Source organism: Enterobacter cloacae complex sp. 372C4, assembly GCF_050030615.1.
GTDB lineage: Bacteria > Pseudomonadota > Gammaproteobacteria > Enterobacterales > Enterobacteriaceae > Enterobacter > Enterobacter intestinihominis.
The window spans coordinates 3,390,839-3,411,114 of record NZ_JBLGUQ010000001.1 but is presented as its reverse complement, the minus strand read 5'-3'; the positions used below and the strand labels follow the sequence as shown (position 1 = coordinate 3,411,114).

Here is a 20,276-nt window from a genome sequence, read left to right as displayed (position 1 = left end):
AGCATTCATCAGAAGATGGTAAATGGCGCAATGACCATGAATTTCACGTCGCGCTCATCCTGGAAGATGTTGCCGTAACCGCCCGCGTAGCTCGGGATATCGGAGTGGTTGTCATACTGGGTGAAGTGCAGTTTGAACATCGTGCCTTTCGCACGGCCCTCCTGCAGGGTATAAATCGCATCCAGACTGTATGAAGACTCTTTCAGACGGTAGTTCGGATCGTAGTAGGCGTCTGGCGTAGCCATATCCGCTGGCTTCGCGTCCCAGGCGTACGCGTAGGACGCGCCCACTGCCCAGCCAGGCAGGTTCCAGTTCTTCAGGTCATACATTGCGCCGAAGAAGACTGCCTTTTCGCCGTCGGCGTTGAAGTCAGAGCGGTTATCCCACCAGATATCCAGACGACCGTTGGAAGAGGCGTAGGTTGGCGTCATACGTTGCAGGAAATAGCCCTGCTGCCCTTCTGCCTTGACCCATGTACCCTCCAGACGCAAATCAACCTGACCCACTTTGTAGCCGAAGGTTAGCGCCTGTAACCACGCGGTGCCGTCATAAATATCATTTACGCTGCCATCGCTGACCTTGTCGCGCGTACCGTAGAACTGATAGCTGGTGCTCAGCGGGCTACCTGCGATATCAAATTTGTAGCTGGCTTTAGCAAAGTACTGATCAATATAACCTTCAGCCTGACCAAAAGCCGCTTCCAGCACCAGATCGTTTTTGAAGTCGTACTTCGCCCCCAGCGAGTGGAGATAATCAACTTTGGTTTTTTTATCGTTTTGATAGAACTTGTCCATCTCAATGTGCCACGGCGCTTTGTACTCGTTGGTCCACATATAGGAGAAGCTCAACGCCCCCGCATCGCCGTAGTCAAAATTAGCACCGGCTTCCGCGCCCTGATAGGTACCTGGCATAAAGCTCCAGTGCGGCGCTAACAGCGTCTGACCGGTTGGCTGGATATAACCACCACGCGCCCAGACCGGGCCATATTTGAATTTTGCAGCCGCTTTATACAGGCTGATTCCGCTTTTATCGCCGGACCAGTCTTCGTCGTAAGCTTTATTGCTGGAGGAGAACGCAATTTCGTTCGGATGGCCGCTGTCGCCATTTTCGGCCATTTCAATTGCGGTGAACGCTGCAATATCGATCCCGAACATATCGGCGGCATATCCCGACTGGAAATCCAGGTTGGCGTTCCAGGTCGAGTGAGAGAGGTTAGTTTTGTATTTATCTTCAGTGACGTCTTTACGGTCACGCTCACGTTGCCAGTAATAAATACCGCCCGTAAGGGTGGAATCTTCAATGAAACCTGCTGCTTTTGCCTCTGGCGCAACCACCAGGCCCGACATTGCTGTCACACCGGCGATAGCCAGCGCCAGCGCACTACGTTTGCCACTGAACGTACGCATAGATTATTCCTCTTTGACGAATTAAAACGCCTTAAACGGCGAAAAACAGAAAAGACCAAATGGTCAGGGGTAGTCAGAAATACCCTCGAATTAACTACCGTCTTTAGGTTATTTTTCGCGACGCGAATTATCAATGCTTTTAATCAGGCAAAAGTCAGGATTATGACGAAGAGCACATATTTCGTAGTGCTTTGTAACATTTACCGGGAAGCGAGTACTGGCGGGGGAATACGCTAATTTTCAGTAAGTAACATTGAGAATGAGAATATATTTTTCAGCGTTTCTGTTTTTGGAAAACAACAAACTTTTTTTAAATAAAATAAGTAGCACCACATTGACCTGGAATGTTGGCTTTAAAAGATTATCCCGATGCTTAACGACATGATCGTTAAATAAAAAAACGCCGCATTACGCGGCGTTTGTTTCTCATTGACCAGAGCAGCGTTATTATTCGCCGATCTTAGTCCAGGTATCACGCAGACCCACGGTACGGTTAAATACCGGTTTTTCTGCCGTGCTGTAACGACTGTCCAGGCAGAAATAACCCTCACGTTCGAACTGGAACGCTTTACCGGCTTCAGCGGCTTTCAGAGACGGCTCGGCATACCCCTGCTTGATAATCAGCGACTCAGGGTTAATAACCGCCAGGAAGTCTTCCGCTGCGCCTGGGTTAGGCACGCTGAACAGACGGTCGTAGAGACGGATCTCAACCGGCAGCGCATGCTGCGCGCTCACCCAGTGGATTACGCCTTTCACTTTACGGCCATCCGCCGGATCTTTGCTCAGCGTTTCTGCGTCGTACGTACAGAAGATGGTCGTGATGTTACCTTCCGCATCTTTCTCTACGCGCTCGGCTTTGATTACATAGGCGTTACGCAGACGTACTTCTTTGCCCAGCACCAGACGCTTGTACTGCTTGTTCGCTTCTTCGCGGAAGTCGGCACGATCGATCCAGATTTCACCGCTGAACGGCACGTCGCGGGTGCCCATTTCCGGTTTGTTCGGATGATTAGGCATAGAGACCAGTTCGCTCCCGCCCTGCGGATAGTTTTCGATAACCAGTTTCACTGGATCGATCACCGCCATCGCGCGCGGCGCGTTTTCGTTCAGGTCTTCACGAATGCAGGATTCCAGAGACGCCATTTCGATGGTGTTGTCCTGCTTGGTGACGCCGATACGTTTGCAGAACTCACGAATGGAGGCGGAGGTGTAGCCACGACGACGCAGGCCAGAAATGGTCGGCATACGTGGGTCGTCCCAGCCTTCAACGTGCTTGTCAGTGACCAGCAGGTTCAGCTTACGCTTGGACATCACGGTGTATTCCAGGTTCAGACGAGAGAACTCGTACTGACGCGGATGCACAGGAATGGTGATGTTATCCAGCACCCAGTCGTACAGACGACGGTTGTCCTGGAATTCCAGCGTGCACAGAGAGTGCGTAATGCCTTCCAGCGCATCGCTGATGCAGTGGGTGAAGTCGTACATCGGGTAGATGCACCACTTGTTACCGGTCTGGTGGTGTTCTGCGAACTTAATGCGGTACAGCACCGGATCGCGCATCACGATGAACGGAGACGCCATATCGATTTTGGCACGCAGACACGCTTTACCTTCTTCAAAGCCACCGGCACGCATTTTTTCAAACAGCGCCAGGTTCTCTTCCACGCTACGATCGCGGAACGGACTGTTCTTACCGGGCTGAGTCAGCGTACCGCGGTATTCACGGATTTCGTCAGCAGAGAGCTCGTCGACGTATGCCAGACCCTTGTTAATCAGTTCAACCGCATAGGCATACAGCTGATCGAAATAGTCTGAGGAGTAGCAGATATCGCCAGACCAGTTGAAGCCCAGCCATTGCACGTCGTTTTTAATCGACTCAACGTATTCGATGTCTTCTTTTACTGGGTTGGTGTCATCGAAACGCAGGTTGCACTGCCCCTGGTAGTCTTGCGCAATACCAAAGTTCAGGCAGATCGATTTGGCGTGACCAATGTGCAGGTAGCCATTTGGCTCCGGCGGGAAACGCGTGTGGACTGTGGTGTGCTTACCACTGGCCAGATCTTCATCGATGATCTGACGAATAAAGTTACTCGGGCGGGCTTCTGCCTCACTCATCGTGGATTCCTCAAAGCGTAAACAACGTATAACGGCATATGATCTTATAAGCCGGACGTAGTGACAACCCTTAAAACGTCCCGGAAGAAAATAATGGGGGCAATTGCTGCAAAAAAAAGCGGCGGAGGATATCCCCCGCCGCTAAAGGCATAACTCTACTCAGGAGCGATTACTTGCCTTTAATCTCATACAGTGGCGTTTGGCCTGCAACTACCTGCCCCTGCGCCTGGATCACCAGACCGCTGAAGTCGTCGATGTTGCTGCACACTACCGGGCTTATCATGGAGCGCGCGTTGGCGTTCAGGAACTCCAGATCCATTTCCAGAATCGGCTGGCCTGCCGCCACTTCAGCGCCCTCTTCCACCAGGCGAGTAAAGCCCTGACCGTTCAGCGCAACGGTATCGATACCCATATGGACAACGATCTCCGCGCCTTTTTCCGTTTCCAGGCAGAACGCGTGGTTGGTGTTGAAGATTTTCACGATAGTACCGGCTGCCGGAGAGACCACGGTTTTGTCCGTTGGTTTCACCGCCACGCCATCACCGACCGCTTTGCTGGCGAACGCTTCGTCAGGCACCTGCTCAAGCGCAACAACGTCACCTGTCACCGGAGAAACCAGCGCAGCGATGGTCACCGCATTTGGCACAGCCTGCGGTTTTGCAACCGGCGCGTCAGCCACTGGCGCGTTATCCGTTGAGGCGGCAGCGACCGGCCCACGGGCAACCACTTTTTTCATTTCATCGCCGATAGATTCGGCTTTCGCACCCACGATAACCTGGATGGTTTGTTTGTTCAGCTTCACCACACCAGACGCACCAAGGCGTTTGCACATTGCATCGCTCACGCGTGCGGAGTCGCCCACGGTCAGACGCAGACGGGTAATACAGGCATCGATCGCTTTCAGGTTGTCGGTGCCACCCACAGCGGCAATATAGCTGGTTGCCAGCTGGGTTAAACCCTCTTCGGTATTGCTGTTGGCTTCACTGGTCACAACATCATCTTTCGTATCTTCGCGGCCCGGCGTCTTCAGGTTAAACATACGAATAACCGCGCTGAACAGAACGAAGTAGATAACGAAGAAGATCAGGCCCATCACCACCAGCATCCAGACGTTGCTGCTTGCCGCTGGCAGGTTGTACATCAACACATAGTCGATAGCGCCTGCGGAGAAGGAGAAGCCTGCATGGATACCCAGAAGGGTGGCAACGAACAGGCTGATACCGGTCAGGATCGCGTGCATCAGATACAGCAGCGGAGCCAGGAACATGAACAGGAATTCCAGTGGCTCGGTCACGCCGGTCAGGAAGGCGGTGATCGCAACGGACAGCAGCATCCCGCCAACCATTGGGCGACGCGCTTTCGGCGCAGCCAGGTACATTGCCAGCGCGGCGCCAGGCAGACCAAACATCATGATTGGGAAGAAGCCGGACATGAACATGCCCGCGGTGCCGTCACCTGCGTAGAAGCGGTTGATATCACCGTGGAATACCGCGCCAGCCGCGTTGGTGAACTCACCAATCTGGAACCAGGCGATGGTGTTCAGTACCTGATGCAGACCGGTTGGGATCAGCAGACGGTTAATGAAACCGAAGATGCCCGCGCCCATTGCGCCCGCAGATACGATCCACTCGCCACCCGCATGGATAGCATGCTGAACCGGTGGCCAAACGTAGCCAAAGATGGCGGCGAGGATCAGACAGAAAAAGCCCGTCGCAATCGGCACAAAACGTTTACCGCCGAAGAAGCTCAGGAAGTCAGGCAGTTTGATACCCGCCCAGCGGTTGTACACGGCGCCACCGACCAGACCGGTAATGATACCCGCCAGTACACCCATGTTGATTTCCGGGTTGATGGTTACCATCGCTTTCGTGAGGATGAAGTAACCTACCGCCCCTGCCAGTGCCGCAGCACCGGCGCTGTCTTTTGACCAGCTTGACGCCACGCCGATGGCGAAAATCAGCGCAAGGTTGTCAAAAATGGCGCCGCCTGCCTGGGCAATAAACGGCACATTAAGAAGATCGGGTTGCCCGAATCGCAGCAGCAACGCTGCAACCGGTAGCACGGCGATAGGGAGCTGCAAAGCCCTACCGAGGCGCTGGAAAAAACCTAAAATATTCATCCTATTCCCCCTACGAGACCCTTTGTTAAGACTCGCGCATAAACTATGTTTTTATTGTGTCACGAACGATAGATACTGTTGATGATTCACTGGCAGTGTGAGTGTGTGAAAAATTAATTCGTATCGCAAATTAAACACCTATTTTTTGTGATTATTGTCACCAAATATCGTATTAAACCCTCCCTTTCACTGGCTAACCACGAAAACTTATTTTATCATTCAAAAAATCAAGGCGGATTGATCCGGCCTGAAAGGTTCCAGGTTACGCTTAGTTCAGGTTGCACTAATCATCCGCCCACTTTTACTTAAACTTTAGAGGTGAATAATGAGACTGATTCCCCTGGCAACAGCTGAACAAGTCGGAAAATGGGCTGCTCGTCATATCGTTAACCGCATCAACGCGTTCAAACCAACAGCCGATCGTCCTTTCGTACTCGGTCTTCCAACCGGTGGTACTCCCCTGACCGCGTATAAGGCTTTGGTTGAAATGCACAAAGCGGGCCAGGTTAGCTTTAAACATGTTGTGACCTTCAACATGGACGAATATGTCGGCCTGCCAAAGGAACATCCGGAAAGTTACCACAGCTTTATGCACCGTAATTTCTTCGATCACGTTGATATTCCGGCTGAAAACATTAACCTGCTGAATGGAAACGCGCCTGATATTGACGCAGAATGCCGTCAGTATGAAGAAAAAATCCGTTCTTACGGTAAAATCCACCTGTTTATGGGCGGCGTAGGCAACGATGGTCATATCGCGTTCAACGAACCGGCATCTTCACTGGCTTCCCGTACCCGTATTAAAACGTTGACCCATGACACGCGTGTGGCTAACTCCCGCTTCTTTGACGGCGACGTCAATCAGGTGCCTAAATACGCGCTGACCGTGGGTGTGGGTACGCTGCTGGATGCCGAAGAAGTGATGATTCTGGTGCTGGGCGCAGTGAAAGCGCAAGCGCTTCAGGCTGCCGTTGAAGGCAACGTGAACCATATGTGGACGATCAGCTGCTTACAGTTGCATCCAAAAGCGGTTGTCGTGTGTGACGAACCGTCCACCATGGAGCTGAAAGTGAAAACGCTGAAATACTTCAACGAGCTGGAAGCTGAGAACATTAAAGGTCTGTAATTGAATAACCGCCTCTTTTATCAGGGGCGGTCGCTTTTTTAACCGGGGGTCGATATGTACGCTTTAACCCACGGTCGGATTTATACCGGCCATGAAATTCTGGATGACCATGCGATTGTAATCGCCAATGGCCTGATTGAACGTGTTTGCCCGCTGGCTGAACTGCCGCCGGAGATCGAACAGCGTTCCCTCAATGGAGCAGTAATCTCCCCCGGTTTCATCGACGTACAGCTTAACGGCTGCGGCGGTGTCCAGTTTAACGATACCACAGAGGCGGTAACGGTTGAAACGCTGGAAATCATGCAAAACGCCAACGAGAAATCGGGCTGCACCAGCTATCTGCCAACGCTGATTACCAGCAGCGATGACCTGATGAAACAGGGTATCCGCGTCATGCGTGAATACCTGGCAAAACATCCGAATCAGGCGCTGGGTCTGCACCTGGAAGGACCATGGCTGAATATGGTCAAGAAAGGCACCCATAACCCGAACTACGTGCGCAAACCGGATGCCGAGCTGGTGGATTACATGTGCGCCAATGCCGATGTGATCACTAAAGTGACGCTGGCACCGGAAATGACCGGCACGGACGTTATCAGCAAACTGGCCGCCGCCGGGATTGTGGTATCTGCGGGCCATTCGAACGCGACGCTTAAAGAGGCGAAGGCCGGTTTCCGCGCAGGTATTACATTTGCCACACACCTTTATAACGCGATGCCGTATATTACCGGTCGCGAACCGGGACTGGTTGGCGCAATTCTGGATGAACCAGACGTCTACTGCGGCATTATCGCCGACGGCTTGCATGTCGATTACACCAACATCCGCAACGCCAAGCGCCTTAAAGGCGACAAGCTCTGCCTGGTCACGGATGCTACCGCTCCGGCAGGAGCGAATATTGACCAGTTCATTTTTGCTGGTAAAACAATATACTACCGGAATGGACTGTGTGTGGATGAGAACGGCACGCTGAGCGGTTCTTCTCTGACGATGATCGAAGGGGTACGTAACCTCGTTGAACATTGCGGCATTGCGCTTGAGGAAGTGCTGCGCATGGCCACGCTTTATCCGGCGCGCGCTATTGGCGTCGATAAACAGCTCGGCGGTATTGCACCAGGTATGGTTGCAAACCTGACGGCGTTCACACACGATTATAAAATTATTAAGACCATCGTTAATGGTAACGAGGTCGTCACTGAGTAAGTAAAAGTATGACACCAGGCGGACAAGCTCAAATCGGTAATGTCGATCTCGTTAAACAACTTAACAGCGCGGCAGTTTATCGCCTGATTGACCAGCACGGGCCAATCTCACGCATTCAGATAGCCGAACAAAGCCAGCTTGCTCCCGCCAGCGTGACAAAAATTACACGTCAGCTTATTGAGCGCGGCCTGATCAAAGAAGTGGATCAGCAGGCCTCCACCGGCGGCCGCCGCGCGATTTCCATCGTCACTGAAACCCGCAATTTTCAGGCCATTGGCGTTCGCTTAGGACGTCATGACACCACGCTTACGCTCTACGATCTGAGCAGCAAGGCCATTGCCGAAGAGCATTACCCCCTTCCTGAGCGCACGCAGGAGACGCTCGAACACGCGTTACTGAATACCATTGCGCAGTTTATCGAAAGCTGTCAGCGCAAGATCCGTGAACTCATCGCCATCTCGGTGATTTTACCCGGTCTGGTTGACCCGGAAAGCGGCGTTATTCGCTACATGCCGCACATTAAGGTAGAGAACTGGGGGCTGGTTGAGGCGCTGGAAAAACGCTTCAAGCTGACCTGCTTTGTTGGTCACGATATCCGCTCGCTGGCGCTGGCGGAGCACTACTTTGGTGCGAGCCAGGACTGCGAAGACTCTATTCTGGTGCGCGTTCACCGTGGTACAGGTGCGGGTATCATCTCGAATGGCCGCATTTTTATTGGTCGTAACGGTAACGTAGGCGAGATCGGTCATATCCAGGTGGAACCGCTTGGCGAGCGCTGCCACTGCGGTAACTTTGGCTGTCTTGAAACCGTTGCCGCCAATGCCGCCATTGAACATCGCGTCCGCCACCTGCTGGAGCAGGGTTATCAGAGCCGCGTCACGCTGGGCGACTGTAAGATCGGTGCCATCTGCAAAGCGGCAAACAAAGGCGATGCGCTGGCCTGCGAAGTGATCGAACAGGTAGGACGCCACCTGGGTAAGACCATCGCCATTGCCATCAACCTGTTTAATCCGCAAAAAGTGGTGATTGCCGGCGAGATCGTTGAAGCCGAAAAAGTATTACTGCCTGCCATTGAAGGCTGCATCAATACCCAGGCGCTGAAGGCATTTCGCCAGAATTTGCCGGTGGTGCGATCTACGCTCGATCACCGCTCGGCAATTGGCGCATTCGCCCTGGTAAAACGTGCCATGCTCAACGGGATCCTGCTGCAACATTTGCTGGAATCCTGATCGGACCTTATAGTAACGCCTTCTTTTTTTGATGTCGGATAGTCCATGACCATTAAGAATGTAATTTGTGATATCGACGGCGTGCTGATGCACGACAACGTTGCCGTGCCAGGTGCTGCGGAGTTTCTTCACCGCATCATCGACAAAGGAATGCCACTGGTTCTTCTCACGAACTACCCTTCACAGACTGGTCAGGATCTGGCAAATCGCTTTGCTACTGCGGGCGTCAATGTCCCGGACAGCGTGTTTTATACCTCTGCGATGGCGACCGCGGATTTCCTGAAGCGTCAGGAAGGCAAAAAAGCCTACGTGGTTGGCGAAGGCGCGCTGATCCACGAGCTGTATAAAGCGGGCTTCACCATCACCGACGTGAATCCGGACTTTGTCATCGTGGGCGAAACGCGCTCCTTTAACTGGGAGATGATGCATAAAGCAGCCTACTTTGTCGCCAATGGTGCACGTTTTATCGCCACTAACCCGGATACGCATGGTCGTGGTTTTTATCCCGCCTGCGGTGCGCTGTGCGCCGGTATCGAAAAAATCTCAGGCCGTAAGCCGTTTGTTGTCGGCAAACCGAGCCCGTGGATCATCCGCGCTGCACTGAATACGATGCAGGCACACTCAGAAGAAACCGTCATTGTTGGCGACAACCTGCGCACCGATATTTTGGCTGGCTTCCAGGCCGGGCTTGAAACCATCCTGGTGCTTTCTGGCGTTTCACAGCTTGATGACATTGATACGATGCCGTTCCGGCCAAGCTGGATTTACCCCTCTGTCGACGAAATCGACGTTATTTGATTCAGAACCACGCCTCAGGGCGTGGTTTTTCATTTCTGCTGCCTGAAAATATTACTTCATCTAACGAAATCAGCTCTTCATTGAGAAATCATCAATAGAATGGCTTAATGCATACTCTTTTTTTAAGATTCGGCAATTGCCATTGCACTTTTTACGTTTTCATCGGTAAAACGCTTGCGCCCCCTCCCCTTTTTGCGGCATTTTCATAAGCAAGCAACATCACAACGCAACAGGGTTAACGGAGAAGGTTATGTGTTCTATTTTTGGCGTACTGGATATTAAAACTGACGCGGGCGAACTGCGTAAAAAAGCACTCGAATTGTCCCGCCTGATGCGCCATCGCGGTCCGGACTGGTCAGGCGTTTACGCCAGCGATAAAGCGATTCTGGCTCACGAACGTCTTTCCATTGTTGATGTCAACGCTGGCGCACAGCCGCTGTATAACGAGAAAAAAACGCACGCGCTGGCTGTTAACGGTGAAATTTACAACCATCAGGCGCTGCGCGCTGAGTACGGCGATCGCTACGCGTTTCAGACCGGCTCAGACTGCGAAGTGATCCTGGCGCTGTATCAGGAGAAAGGCCCGGAGTTCCTCGACGACCTGCAAGGTATGTTCGCCTTCGCGCTGTACGACAGCGAAAAAGACGCTTACCTGATTGGCCGCGACCATATTGGTATTATCCCGCTGTACATGGGACACGATGAACACGGTAACTTCTACGTTGCCTCAGAGATGAAAGCCCTGGTACCGGTGTGCCGCACCATCAAAGAGTTCCCGGCAGGTAGCTACCTGTGGAGTAAAGACGGCGAGATCCGCCCGTACTACCAGCGCGACTGGTTTGATTATGAGGCGGTGAAAGACAACGTGACGGATAAAGCCGAACTGCGTCAGGCCCTGGAAGAGTCAGTGAAAAGCCACCTGATGTCAGACGTACCTTATGGCGTACTGCTCTCCGGCGGTCTGGACTCCTCCGTGATCTCCGCGATCACCAAGAAATTCGCTGCACGTCGCGTGGAAGATCAGGAGCGCTCTGAAGCCTGGTGGCCGCAGCTGCACTCCTTTGCCGTGGGTCTGGAAGGGGCACCTGACCTGAAAGCCGCCCAGGAAGTGGCGAACCATCTCGGCACGGTGCACCATGAAATTCACTTCACCGTACAGGAAGGTCTGGATGCGATCCGCGATGTGATCTATCACATTGAAACCTATGATGTGACCACCATTCGCGCCTCCACGCCGATGTATTTGATGTCGCGGAAGATCAAAGCGATGGGCATCAAGATGGTGCTCTCCGGCGAAGGTTCTGACGAAGTGTTTGGCGGTTATCTCTATTTCCACAAAGCGCCAAACGCCAAAGAGCTGCATGAAGAAACGGTGCGTAAGCTACAGGCGCTGCACATGTTTGACTGCGCGCGCGCCAACAAAGCGATGTCCGCCTGGGGTGTGGAAGCCCGCGTGCCGTTCCTCGATAAGAAATTCCTCGATGTGGCGATGCGCATCAACCCGCAGGACAAAATGTGCGGCAACGGCAAAATGGAGAAACATATCCTGCGTGAATGTTTTGAATCCTACCTGCCGGCGAGCGTGGCGTGGCGTCAGAAAGAGCAGTTCTCCGATGGCGTAGGTTACAGCTGGATCGACACCCTGAAAGAGGTGGCGGCAAAACAGGTTTCTGATCAACAACTGGAAACTGCGAGCTTCCGCTTCCCGTACAACACGCCAGCCTCGAAAGAAGCGTATTTGTACCGTGAGATCTTTGAGGAGCTGTTCCCGGTTCCAAGTGCAGCCGAGTGCGTACCGGGTGGTCCATCGGTCGCCTGCTCTTCTGCTAAAGCCATTGAATGGGATGAATCCTTCAAAGCCATGAACGATCCGTCAGGACGCGCAGTGGGCGTTCACCAGTCTGCCTATAAATAATGTTCAGAGTATCATCAGGCCCTCCGGGGCCTGATTTTTTTTCCTCTCTTTTCCCCGCATAAAATCGATTAATAACCAATAATTGTCGAATATTCGGCCTCGCTGTTCGCAACCTAACCAAACAGTCACATTCCGGCTATTTTCATTGAAAAAGGTGTTGACGCTGCAAGGGTCTATACGCATAATGCGCCCCGCAACGCCGATAAGGTAACGCGAAAAAAAGATGGCTACGTAGCTCAGTTGGTTAGAGCACATCACTCATAATGATGGGGTCACAGGTTCGAATCCCGTCGTAGCCACCATCTTTTTTGCGGGAGTGGCGAAATTGGTAGACGCACCAGATTTAGGTTCTGGCGCCGCAAGGTGTGCGAGTTCAAGTCTCGCCTCCCGCACCATTCCCAGGTAAGCGTTGCACGGATGGGGTATCGCCAAGCGGTAAGGCACCGGTTTTTGATACCGGCATTCCCTGGTTCGAATCCAGGTACCCCAGCCATATTTCTTCGATCATGCGGTTCTCCGCGGTATTGGGGTATCGCCAAGCGGTAAGGCACCGGTTTTTGATACCGGCATTCCCTGGTTCGAATCCAGGTACCCCAGCCATCGAAGATTGCAGTACTGGCTACGTAGCTCAGTTGGTTAGAGCACATCACTCATAATGATGGGGTCACAGGTTCGAATCCCGTCGTAGCCACCATATTTATGTTATCGAATACGATTCGGTAAACTGAACATTGTTGGGGTATCGCCAAGCGGTAAGGCACCGGATTCTGATTCCGGCATTCCGAGGTTCGAATCCTCGTACCCCAGCCACTTTAAAGTCGTTAAGCAGTTTGTTTAACGCAATTGGGGTGTCGCCAAGCGGTAAGGCTCTGGTTTCTGATACCAGCATTCCGGGGTTCGAATCCCTGCACCCCAGCCACTTAAAACAAACAAGCCCGCTCTGCGGGCTTGTTTGTTTTTGTTGCTCAGAATAGTGCGGCCTGATGCCCTCAACCTAACCCTCTCCCACGGGGCTGAGGGATCCCCAGTAATTTTTTTATGCAGAAGCAATAAAGTTGCTTTCTAAATGACTGAGGGCTGTCAGCGATGCCCTGGTCCGGCTGTAAATCGCTGAGCCACCCTGGCACGTTCACCGGTCATGTCGTTACAGAGTAGCAAGGAACATAAAGTGAACGGAATGACCACCACCGCCGTATGTTCCCCTCACCCTAACCCTCTCCCCGGAGGGGCGAGGGGATTGCTCAGTGCTCGCATTAATTTGTGGGGAACCCTCAGCCCACGGGGAGAGGGAATAAAGATTAGAGTCCGAGGGCGTATTTCAGTGCCTGACGCTTCAGACCACCGGCACGTTCCGCTGCCATCAATCCAATATTGCGCAATATCCGCACCGGACCAACATCATTGCTGAACCCGGCATAGAACAGATCCATCCCCGACTGCATAATGAAGTTATCCGCCATACGGCGCGTCTGGTAGCGCTTCAGTACCTCATGGCTGGCCCAGGCTTCCGCGTGGGCGCGAGCGTTACCCAGCACATCCAGTAACGCATCGACGTCACGGTATCCCAGGTTAACCCCCTGCCCCGCCAGCGGATGAATGGTGTGCGCCGCGTCTCCCACCAGGGCCAGCCCTTCACGGGCATACTGCAACGCATGGCGTCGCATCAGCGGGAATGCGCCAGCGGCAACCGGGGTCACGTTACCCAGACGGCGCGGGAAGTGCTGGCGGATTTCGCGCTGCAACTGTTCCATAGACAGCCCCTGCAACTGTCGAATGCGCGCCGGCTTGTCGTACCACACCAGCGAAGCCCAGTTATCAAACAACGGTAAGAATGCATGCGGGCCGTTCGGCGTAAAATGCTGCCAGGTGCTTTCGCCCGGCGCGTTTTCTGACTGCACGGTGATCAGCATGCAGGACTGGTGATACTGCCAGGCATGGATCCCAATGCCTGCCATCTGCCTGACCTGCGAGTTCGCGCCATCCGCCCCCACCACCAGCTTTACGGCCAGCTCATCGTCGTTATCCAGCGTCAGGAGATATCCACCTTCATGACGATGCAGGGCTTTCAGCGAGTCCGGAACGCGCAGCGTCACCTTCGGGTGCGCCTCCAGCGCCTGCCAGAGCGCCTGCTGGAGCACGTTGTTTTCCACCATATAGCCCAGGCGCGGCAGTTTCAGCTCGGCGGCGTCAAACGAGACGTGAGCATTTTCCCACTCCCAGGTTTCAAGACGGCTGTAAGGGTGCGCGCGCATCGCCAGCACCCCCTCCCAGACGCCCAGCCCGCGAAGCAGATCAACAGAGGACGCGCTGATGGCGGAAATACGCACGTCCGGTTGGCTGGCAGGATCGAATACCGGCGGAGCCGCCTGTTCAATAACGGTTACGTCAAATCCCTGCTGCGCCAGCCCCAGCGCCAGTGCGCCGCCGACCATACCGCCGCCAACAACGGCAACTTCGGTGTTCAGGAGTGTCATGGTCACTATTCCTTATTGGAGAATACCTTAAGTTTACCGGATTTTTGCGGCCCTGAGGTTGACAACCTTCATACTGGTCACAACCGCACCAAAGCATTACAATACGCGGCTTGCAATCCTGAGCTGAGCAAGTCGATGACTAAAAAACTCCATATAAAAACCTGGGGCTGTCAGATGAACGAATACGATTCATCTAAGATGGCCGATCTGCTGGATACCACCCACGGATACCAGCTGACTGAAAATGCGAAAGAAGCCGATGTGCTGCTGCTGAACACCTGTTCAATTCGTGAAAAAGCACAGGAAAAAGTCTTTCATGTGTTAGGCCGCTGGAAGCTTCTCAAACGGAAAAATCCGGACCTGATCATTGGCGTGGGTGGCTGCGTCGCATCGCAGGAAGGTAAGCTGATCCGCCAGAGAGCCCCCTATGTGGATATCGTTTTTGGCCCTCAGACCCTGCACCGCCTGCCAGAGATGATTAATCAGGTTCGCGGCAGCCGTAGCCCGGTGGTTGACGTGAGTTTCCCGGAGATCGAGAAATTTGACCGTCTGCCAGAGCCGCGCGCTGATGGCCCGACCGCCTTCGTCTCCATCATGGAAGGCTGCAACAAATACTGTACTTACTGCGTGGTACCTTACACCCGCGGTGAAGAAGTGAGCCGCCCGGCAGACGATATCCTGTTTGAAATCGCGCAGCTTGCCGCGCAGGGCGTTCGCGAAGTGAACCTGCTGGGCCAGAACGTGAACGCCTGGCGCGGGGAAAACTACGACGGCACCACTGGCAGCTTTGCTGAACTGCTGCGTCTGGTGGCGGCGATTGACGGCATTGACCGCATTCGCTTTACCACCAGCCATCCGATGGAATTTACCGACGACATTATTGACGTCTATCGCGATACGCCAGAGCTGGTGAGCTTCCTGCACCTGCCGATCCAGTGCGGCTCTGACCGCGTGCTGAACCTGATGGGTCGTCCACATACGGTGCTGGAGTATAAGTCCACCATCCGCAAGCTGCGTGAAGCGCGCCCGGATATCCAGATTAGCTCCGACTTTATCGTCGGCTTCCCTGGCGAAACCGCTGATGACTTCGAGCGCACCATGAAGCTCATCGGCGAGGTGAATTTCGACGTCAGCTACAGCTTCATCTTCTCAGCACGCCCGGGCACCCCAGCGGCCGATATGGTTGACGATGTGCCGGAAGAAGAGAAAAAGCAGCGTCTGTATATTTTGCAGGAGCGTATCAACCAGCAGGCCAACGCCTGGAGCCGTCGTATGCTCGGCACTGTCCAGCGTATTCTGGTGGAAGGCACTTCCCGTAAGAGCATCATGGAACTGTCTGGTCGAACCGAAAATAACCGCGTGGTGAATTTTGAAGGCACCCCGGACATGATTGGTAAGTTTGTGGACGTCGAGATTGTCGAAGTGCTCACGAACTCGCTGCGCGGGAAGGTGGTACGCACTGAGGACGAAATGGGTCTGCGTATTGCACAGACTCCGGAATCCGTTATCTCTCGCACCCGTAAAGTCAACGATTCTGGCGTAGGTATTTACCAGCCCTGATCCCTCTGGCCTGCCTGTCCGGCAGGCCTTGTATTTCCTCTCATCACCCCCAATATCTACCGCAACGCTTGCGCCTTTATTCTATGGCGTGAATAATTTCGGTAATGACCGTTTTATTACGCCGTGTGGCCACAGGTCAGTTAACCAAATAAAGAGGAACAGTTTGAACATAGATACGCGTGAAATTAGCCTTGAGCCCGCAGACAACGCTCGCCTGCTGAGCCTGTGCGGGCCGTTTGATGACAACATCAAACAACTGGAGCGACGTCTGGGTATCGAAATCAATCGTCGCGATAACCATTTCAAACTCACCGGACGCCCAATCTGCGTCAACGCCGCGGCAGATATTCTCCGCAGCCTGTATGTTGATACCGCCCCGATGCGCGGTGAGATCCAGGATATTGAACCTGAACAGATCCACCTGGCCATCAAAGAGGCGCGCGTGCTTGAGCAGAGCGCGGAAAGCGTGCCGGACTATGGCAAAGCCATCAACATTAAAACCAAACGCGGCGTGATTAAGCCTCGTACCCCGAACCAGGCACAGTACATCGCCAACATTCTCGACCATGACATCACCTTTGGCGTGGGTCCGGCGGGTACGGGTAAAACCTATCTGGCCGTTGCTGCTGCGGTCGATGCACTTGAGCGTCAGGAGATCCGCCGTATCCTGCTGACCCGCCCTGCTGTAGAAGCCGGTGAGAAACTCGGCTTCCTGCCGGGCGATTTAAGTCAGAAAGTGGACCCCTACCTGCGCCCGCTGTACGACGCGCTGTTCGAAATGCTCGGCTTCGAGAAAGTTGAAAAGCTCATCGAGCGTAACGTGATTGAAGTTGCTCCGCTGGCCTACATGCGTGGCCGTACGCTTAACGACGCGTTCATCATTCTGGATGAGAGCCAGAACACCACCATCGAACAGATGAAGATGTTCCTGACGCGTATTGGCTTTAACTCGAAAGCGGTTATCACCGGTGACGTCACCCAGATTGACCTGCCGCGTAACACCAAATCGGGTCTTCGTCACGCCATCGAAGTGCTGGCCGAGGTAGACGAAATCAGCTTCAACTTCTTCCACAGCGAAGACGTGGTACGCCACCCGGTGGTCGCGCGTATCGTTAACGCTTATGAGGCCTGGGAAGAGGCAGATCAGAAGCGCAGGGCCGAGCTGGCCGCAGAACGTAAGCGCGAAGCGCAGGAGCATGAACAGAAATGAGTCAGGTGATCCTCGATTTACAGCTGGCCTGTGAAGATAATTCCGGCATGCCAGAAGAGGCACAGTTTCAGAAATGGCTGGATGCCGTTATCCCCCAGTTTCAGGAAGAATCAGAGGTCACGATTCGCCTGGTGGATGAAGCAGAAAGCCATGAGCTCAACCTGACCTATCGCGGGAAAGATAAGCCGACCAATGTGCTCTCTTTCCCATTCGAAGCCCCTCCGGGCATTGAGATGCCGCTGCTGGGCGATCTGATCATCTGCCGTCAGGTGGTTGAGCAGGAAGCCAAAGAGCAGCAAAAGCCGCTGGAAGCGCACTGGGCACACATGGTGGTGCACGGTAGCCTGCATCTTCTGGGTTACGACCATATTGAAGATGACGAAGCGGAAGAGATGGAATCCCTCGAGACAGAGATAATGCTTGCTCTGGGCTATGAGGATCCGTACATTGCCGAGAAAGAATAGTCAGTCACTGACTACCATGCCGCCGCGCAGGGACATAGCGCGGCGGTTAACGTTGAACTAACAAGAGAACCCTTAACAAACGCCATGAGCGACGACAATTCACACAGTAGCGACACGACAACCACTAAAAAGGGATTTTTCTCCCTCATCCTGAACCAGCTTTTCCACGGCGAACCGAAAAACCGTGATGAACTGCTGGAGCTGATTCGTGATTCCGGGCAGAACGACCTTATCGACGAAGATACGCGCGAAATGCTCGAAGGGGTGATGGACATCGCCGACCAGCGCGTCCGCGACATCATGATCCCCCGCTCGCAGATGATTACCCTGAAACGCAACCAGACGCTGGACGAGTGCCTCGATGTGATTATCGAATCGGCTCACTCACGTTTCCCGGTCATCAGCGAAGACAAAGATCACATCGAAGGGATTTTGATGGCGAAAGATCTGCTGCCGTTTATGCGCAGCGATGCCGAAGCCTTCAGTATGGAAAAAGTGTTACGCCCGGCCGTGGTTGTGCCGGAAAGTAAGCGTGTGGATCGGATGCTGAAGGAGTTTCGCTCCCAGCGCTATCACATGGCGATTGTTATTGATGAATTTGGTGGCGTTTCCGGTCTGGTCACAATCGAAGACATCCTTGAGCTGATCGTGGGCGAAATCGAAGATGAGTATGACGAAGAAGAGGATATCGACTTCCGTCAGCTGAGCCGCCACACCTGGACCGTGCGCGCGCTGGCCTCCATTGAAGACTTCAATGACACCTTTGGCACCAGCTTCAGTGATGAAGAAGTGGACACCATTGGTGGTCTGGTGATGCAGGCCTTCGGCCATCTTCCGGCCCGCGGTGAAACCGTTGACATCGATGGTTACCAGTTCAAGGTCGCAATGGCTGACAGCCGACGTATTATTCAGGTTCATGTCAGAATGCCGGACGACTCACCGGTGCCAAAACTGGAAGATTAATGTAAATGGCATTTGCCCCACTCTTTGAACGCCAGCGCGTCCGTTTGCTGCTGGCGCTGTTACTCGGAGCCAGCGGTACGCTGGCTTTTTCTCCTTACGATATTTGGCCAGCCGCTATTCTCTCCCTGATGGGGCTACAGGGTCTTACCCTGAACCGTCGTCCGGTACAGGCCGCGGCCATAGGCTACTTCTGGGGGCTGGGGCTGTTTGGCTCTGGTATCAACTGGGTCTACGTCAGTATCGCGCAATTTGGCGGAATGCCGGGGCCGGTTAACGTCTTCCTGGTTGTGCTGCTCGCCGCCTATCTTTCGCTCTACACTGGCCTGTTCGCCGGTATTCTATCTCGTCTGTGGCCTAAAACGACCTGGCTGCGCGTCTCGATAGCGGCTCCCGTTGTCTGGCAAATCACCGAATTTCTGCGCGGCTGGGTACTGACCGGCTTCCCGTGGTTGCAGTTCGGCTATAGCCAGGTGGACGGCCCGCTGAAAGGTCTGGCTCCCGTCATGGGCGTGGAGGCGATTAACTTCCTGCTCATGGCGGTCAGCGGCCTGCTGGTGCTGGCTCTGGTAACACGTAACTGGAAGCCGCTGGTTGCCGCGTTAATCCTGTTTGCCCTGCCTTTCCCACTGCGTTATATCCAGTGGTTCACGCTGGAGCCCGCGCGCGCCACGCAGGTATCGTTGATACAGGGCGATATCCCGCAGTCATTGAAATGGGATGAGAATCAGCTGCTGAACACGCTGAAAATCTACGCCAACGCCACTGAAAAGGTGATGGGCAAATCGCAGCTCATCATCTGGCCTGAGTCTGCGATCCCGGATCTGGAGATCAATCAGCAGCCCTTCCTGAAGATGATGGACGATCTGCTGCGCGCGCGCGGCAGTACGCTGATTACCGGAATTGTGGATGCGCGTCTCAATCAGCAGAACCGCTATGACACGTACAACACGATCATTACGCTCGGTAAGGACAGCGAATACAGCTATACCTCCACCAATCGTTACAACAAAAATCACCTTGTACCGTTTGGCGAATTTGTTCCGCTGGAGTCTATTCTGCGCCCACTGGCACCGTTCTTTGACCTGCCGATGTCCTCATTCAGCCGGGGCCCTTACGTTCAGCCGCAGCTGCATGCGCACGGTTTTGCCCTGACGGCCGCTATTTGCTACGAGATTATCCTCGGCGAGCAGGTGCGCGATAACTTCCGCCCGGACACCGACTATCTGCTGACCATCTCAAACGATGCGTGGTTCGGTAAATCGATCGGCCCGTGGCAGCACTTCCAGATGGCACGAATGCGTTCTCTGGAGCTGGCACGACCGCTGTTGCGCAGCACCAATAACGGCATCACCGCCGTGATTGGTCCGCAGGGTGAAATCCAGGCCATGATCCCGCAGTTCACCCGTGAGGTGCTGACCACGAAAGTCACGCCAGCTACGGGCCTGACGCCTTATGCGCGCACCGGGAACTGGCCGCTGTGGATCCTGACCACGCTGTTCGGTTTTGCCGCCGTAGTGATGAGCCTGCGTCAGCGTCGTAGATAACCTGGCCTTCTGTTGCCGGGTGGCGGCTACGCCTTACCCGGCCTACTCTCCGGCGCAGCCGCCACCCGACAATTTCCTCCTAAACTTCAATTCTGGCACGCCTGTTGCTTTGTTTAATTACGCAAACGCTGTCTGGCTTAACGTGCAACC

The 20,276-nt window shown here is 53.9% G+C and carries 14 protein-coding genes and 7 tRNA genes; 17 read left to right on the top strand and 4 right to left on the bottom strand.

From position 1 onward, the window contains the following. Positions 1–8: 8 nt before the first annotated feature. From chiP to nagE, 3 genes are all read right to left on the bottom strand, one after another. Entirely contained in the window at positions 9–1,406 is a 1,398-nt protein-coding gene (gene chiP, locus ACQG11_RS16620) for a chitoporin ChiP (RefSeq protein WP_017694280.1), read from the bottom strand. Positions 1,407–1,853: 447 nt separating this feature from the next. Then, the gene (glnS, locus tag ACQG11_RS16615) at positions 1,854–3,521 is read right to left on the bottom strand and encodes a glutamine--tRNA ligase (protein WP_015571127.1); all 1,668 of its coding nucleotides are present in this window, start codon (positions 3,519–3,521) and stop codon (positions 1,854–1,856) included. A 169-nt stretch (positions 3,522–3,690) separates the two neighbouring features. Beyond that, positions 3,691–5,640: a PTS N-acetyl glucosamine transporter subunit IIABC gene (nagE, locus tag ACQG11_RS16610; protein ID WP_022647444.1), complete on the bottom strand. Its 1,950-nt coding sequence runs from the start codon at positions 5,638–5,640 to the stop codon at positions 3,691–3,693. A gap of 325 nt (positions 5,641–5,965) precedes the next feature. Here nagE and nagB point away from each other — a divergent pair, with 325 nt between their 5' ends. The 12 genes from nagB (at position 5,966) to ACQG11_RS16550 (ending at position 12,830) form a co-directional block, all read left to right on the top strand. Further along, complete coding sequence (gene nagB / locus ACQG11_RS16605; protein WP_003858663.1) at positions 5,966–6,766, top strand: glucosamine-6-phosphate deaminase; 801 nt, start codon at positions 5,966–5,968, stop codon at positions 6,764–6,766. 54 nt (positions 6,767–6,820) lie between these two features. After that, positions 6,821–7,969, top strand: a complete 1,149-nt coding sequence (gene nagA / locus ACQG11_RS16600; protein WP_426728591.1) for an N-acetylglucosamine-6-phosphate deacetylase — start codon at positions 6,821–6,823, stop codon at positions 7,967–7,969. An 8-nt stretch (positions 7,970–7,977) separates the two neighbouring features. Further along, entirely contained in the window at positions 7,978–9,198 is a 1,221-nt protein-coding gene (nagC, locus tag ACQG11_RS16595; protein WP_022647442.1) for a DNA-binding transcriptional regulator NagC, read from the top strand. Positions 9,199–9,243: 45 nt separating this feature from the next. Beyond that, positions 9,244–9,996, top strand: a complete 753-nt coding sequence (nagD, locus tag ACQG11_RS16590; protein ID WP_003858667.1) for a ribonucleotide monophosphatase NagD — start codon at positions 9,244–9,246, stop codon at positions 9,994–9,996. Positions 9,997–10,246: 250 nt separating this feature from the next. Next, complete coding sequence (gene asnB, locus ACQG11_RS16585) at positions 10,247–11,911, top strand: asparagine synthase B (protein WP_015571128.1); 1,665 nt, start codon at positions 10,247–10,249, stop codon at positions 11,909–11,911. A 225-nt stretch (positions 11,912–12,136) separates the two neighbouring features. Continuing rightward, positions 12,137–12,213, top strand: a tRNA-Met gene (locus ACQG11_RS16580). Between the two features lie 8 nt (positions 12,214–12,221). Then, positions 12,222–12,306: transfer RNA gene (locus tag ACQG11_RS16575), tRNA-Leu, on the top strand. Positions 12,307–12,329: 23 nt separating this feature from the next. Further along, positions 12,330–12,404 (top strand) — tRNA-Gln (locus ACQG11_RS16570). Between the two features lie 32 nt (positions 12,405–12,436). Next, a tRNA-Gln gene (locus tag ACQG11_RS16565) sits at positions 12,437–12,511 on the top strand. 17 nt (positions 12,512–12,528) lie between these two features. Next, positions 12,529–12,605 (top strand) — tRNA-Met (locus ACQG11_RS16560). A 41-nt stretch (positions 12,606–12,646) separates the two neighbouring features. Further along, a tRNA-Gln gene (locus ACQG11_RS16555) sits at positions 12,647–12,721 on the top strand. A 34-nt stretch (positions 12,722–12,755) separates the two neighbouring features. Then, positions 12,756–12,830, top strand: a tRNA-Gln gene (locus ACQG11_RS16550). Positions 12,831–13,209: 379 nt separating this feature from the next. On the opposite strand, the gene ubiF is transcribed toward ACQG11_RS16550, so the two are convergent. Continuing rightward, on the bottom strand, positions 13,210–14,385 hold the full coding sequence (gene ubiF / locus ACQG11_RS16545; protein ID WP_395036430.1) for a 3-demethoxyubiquinol 3-hydroxylase: 1,176 nt from the start codon (positions 14,383–14,385) through the stop codon (positions 13,210–13,212). 135 nt (positions 14,386–14,520) lie between these two features. Here ubiF and miaB point away from each other — a divergent pair, with 135 nt between their 5' ends. The 5 genes from miaB to lnt all read left to right on the top strand — a co-directional run bounded on the left by miaB (position 14,521) and on the right by lnt (position 20,126). After that, complete coding sequence (miaB, locus tag ACQG11_RS16540; protein WP_003858672.1) at positions 14,521–15,945, top strand: tRNA (N6-isopentenyl adenosine(37)-C2)-methylthiotransferase MiaB; 1,425 nt, start codon at positions 14,521–14,523, stop codon at positions 15,943–15,945. 163 nt (positions 15,946–16,108) lie between these two features. After that, complete coding sequence (locus tag ACQG11_RS16535; protein WP_022647440.1) at positions 16,109–17,155, top strand: PhoH family protein; 1,047 nt, start codon at positions 16,109–16,111, stop codon at positions 17,153–17,155. Continuing rightward, positions 17,152–17,619, top strand: a complete 468-nt coding sequence (ybeY, locus tag ACQG11_RS16530) for an rRNA maturation RNase YbeY (protein WP_003858677.1) — start codon at positions 17,152–17,154, stop codon at positions 17,617–17,619. Before ACQG11_RS16535 ends, ybeY begins: the two co-directional genes overlap by 4 nt. 84 nt (positions 17,620–17,703) lie before the next feature. Beyond that, positions 17,704–18,582 (top strand): CNNM family magnesium/cobalt transport protein CorC, encoded by an 879-nt coding sequence (gene corC, locus ACQG11_RS16525; protein WP_003858679.1) that lies wholly within the window; start codon positions 17,704–17,706, stop codon positions 18,580–18,582. A gap of 5 nt (positions 18,583–18,587) precedes the next feature. Beyond that, positions 18,588–20,126, top strand: a complete 1,539-nt coding sequence (gene lnt / locus ACQG11_RS16520) for an apolipoprotein N-acyltransferase (protein WP_317578871.1) — start codon at positions 18,588–18,590, stop codon at positions 20,124–20,126. Positions 20,127–20,276 lie beyond the last annotated feature (150 nt).

What these genes read in the sequence shown, in the direction of transcription:
- chiP (WP_017694280.1), bottom strand. Translation starts at nt 1,406, where the DNA reads ATGCGTACGTTCAGTGGCAAACGTAGTGCGCTGGCGCTGGCTATCGCC.
- glnS (WP_015571127.1), bottom strand. Translation starts at nt 3,521, where the DNA reads ATGAGTGAGGCAGAAGCCCGCCCGAGTAACTTTATTCGTCAGATCATC.
- nagE (WP_022647444.1), bottom strand. Translation starts at nt 5,640, where the DNA reads ATGAATATTTTAGGTTTTTTCCAGCGCCTCGGTAGGGCTTTGCAGCTC.
- nagB (WP_003858663.1), top strand. Translation starts at nt 5,966, where the DNA reads ATGAGACTGATTCCCCTGGCAACAGCTGAACAAGTCGGAAAATGGGCT.
- nagA (WP_426728591.1), top strand. Translation starts at nt 6,821, where the DNA reads ATGTACGCTTTAACCCACGGTCGGATTTATACCGGCCATGAAATTCTG.
- nagC (WP_022647442.1), top strand. Translation starts at nt 7,978, where the DNA reads ATGACACCAGGCGGACAAGCTCAAATCGGTAATGTCGATCTCGTTAAA.
- nagD (WP_003858667.1), top strand. Translation starts at nt 9,244, where the DNA reads ATGACCATTAAGAATGTAATTTGTGATATCGACGGCGTGCTGATGCAC.
- asnB (WP_015571128.1), top strand. Translation starts at nt 10,247, where the DNA reads ATGTGTTCTATTTTTGGCGTACTGGATATTAAAACTGACGCGGGCGAA.
- ubiF (WP_395036430.1), bottom strand. Translation starts at nt 14,385, where the DNA reads ATGACACTCCTGAACACCGAAGTTGCCGTTGTTGGCGGCGGTATGGTC.
- miaB (WP_003858672.1), top strand. Translation starts at nt 14,521, where the DNA reads ATGACTAAAAAACTCCATATAAAAACCTGGGGCTGTCAGATGAACGAA.
- ybeY (WP_003858677.1), top strand. Translation starts at nt 17,152, where the DNA reads ATGAGTCAGGTGATCCTCGATTTACAGCTGGCCTGTGAAGATAATTCC.
- corC (WP_003858679.1), top strand. Translation starts at nt 17,704, where the DNA reads ATGAGCGACGACAATTCACACAGTAGCGACACGACAACCACTAAAAAG.
- lnt (WP_317578871.1), top strand. Translation starts at nt 18,588, where the DNA reads ATGGCATTTGCCCCACTCTTTGAACGCCAGCGCGTCCGTTTGCTGCTG.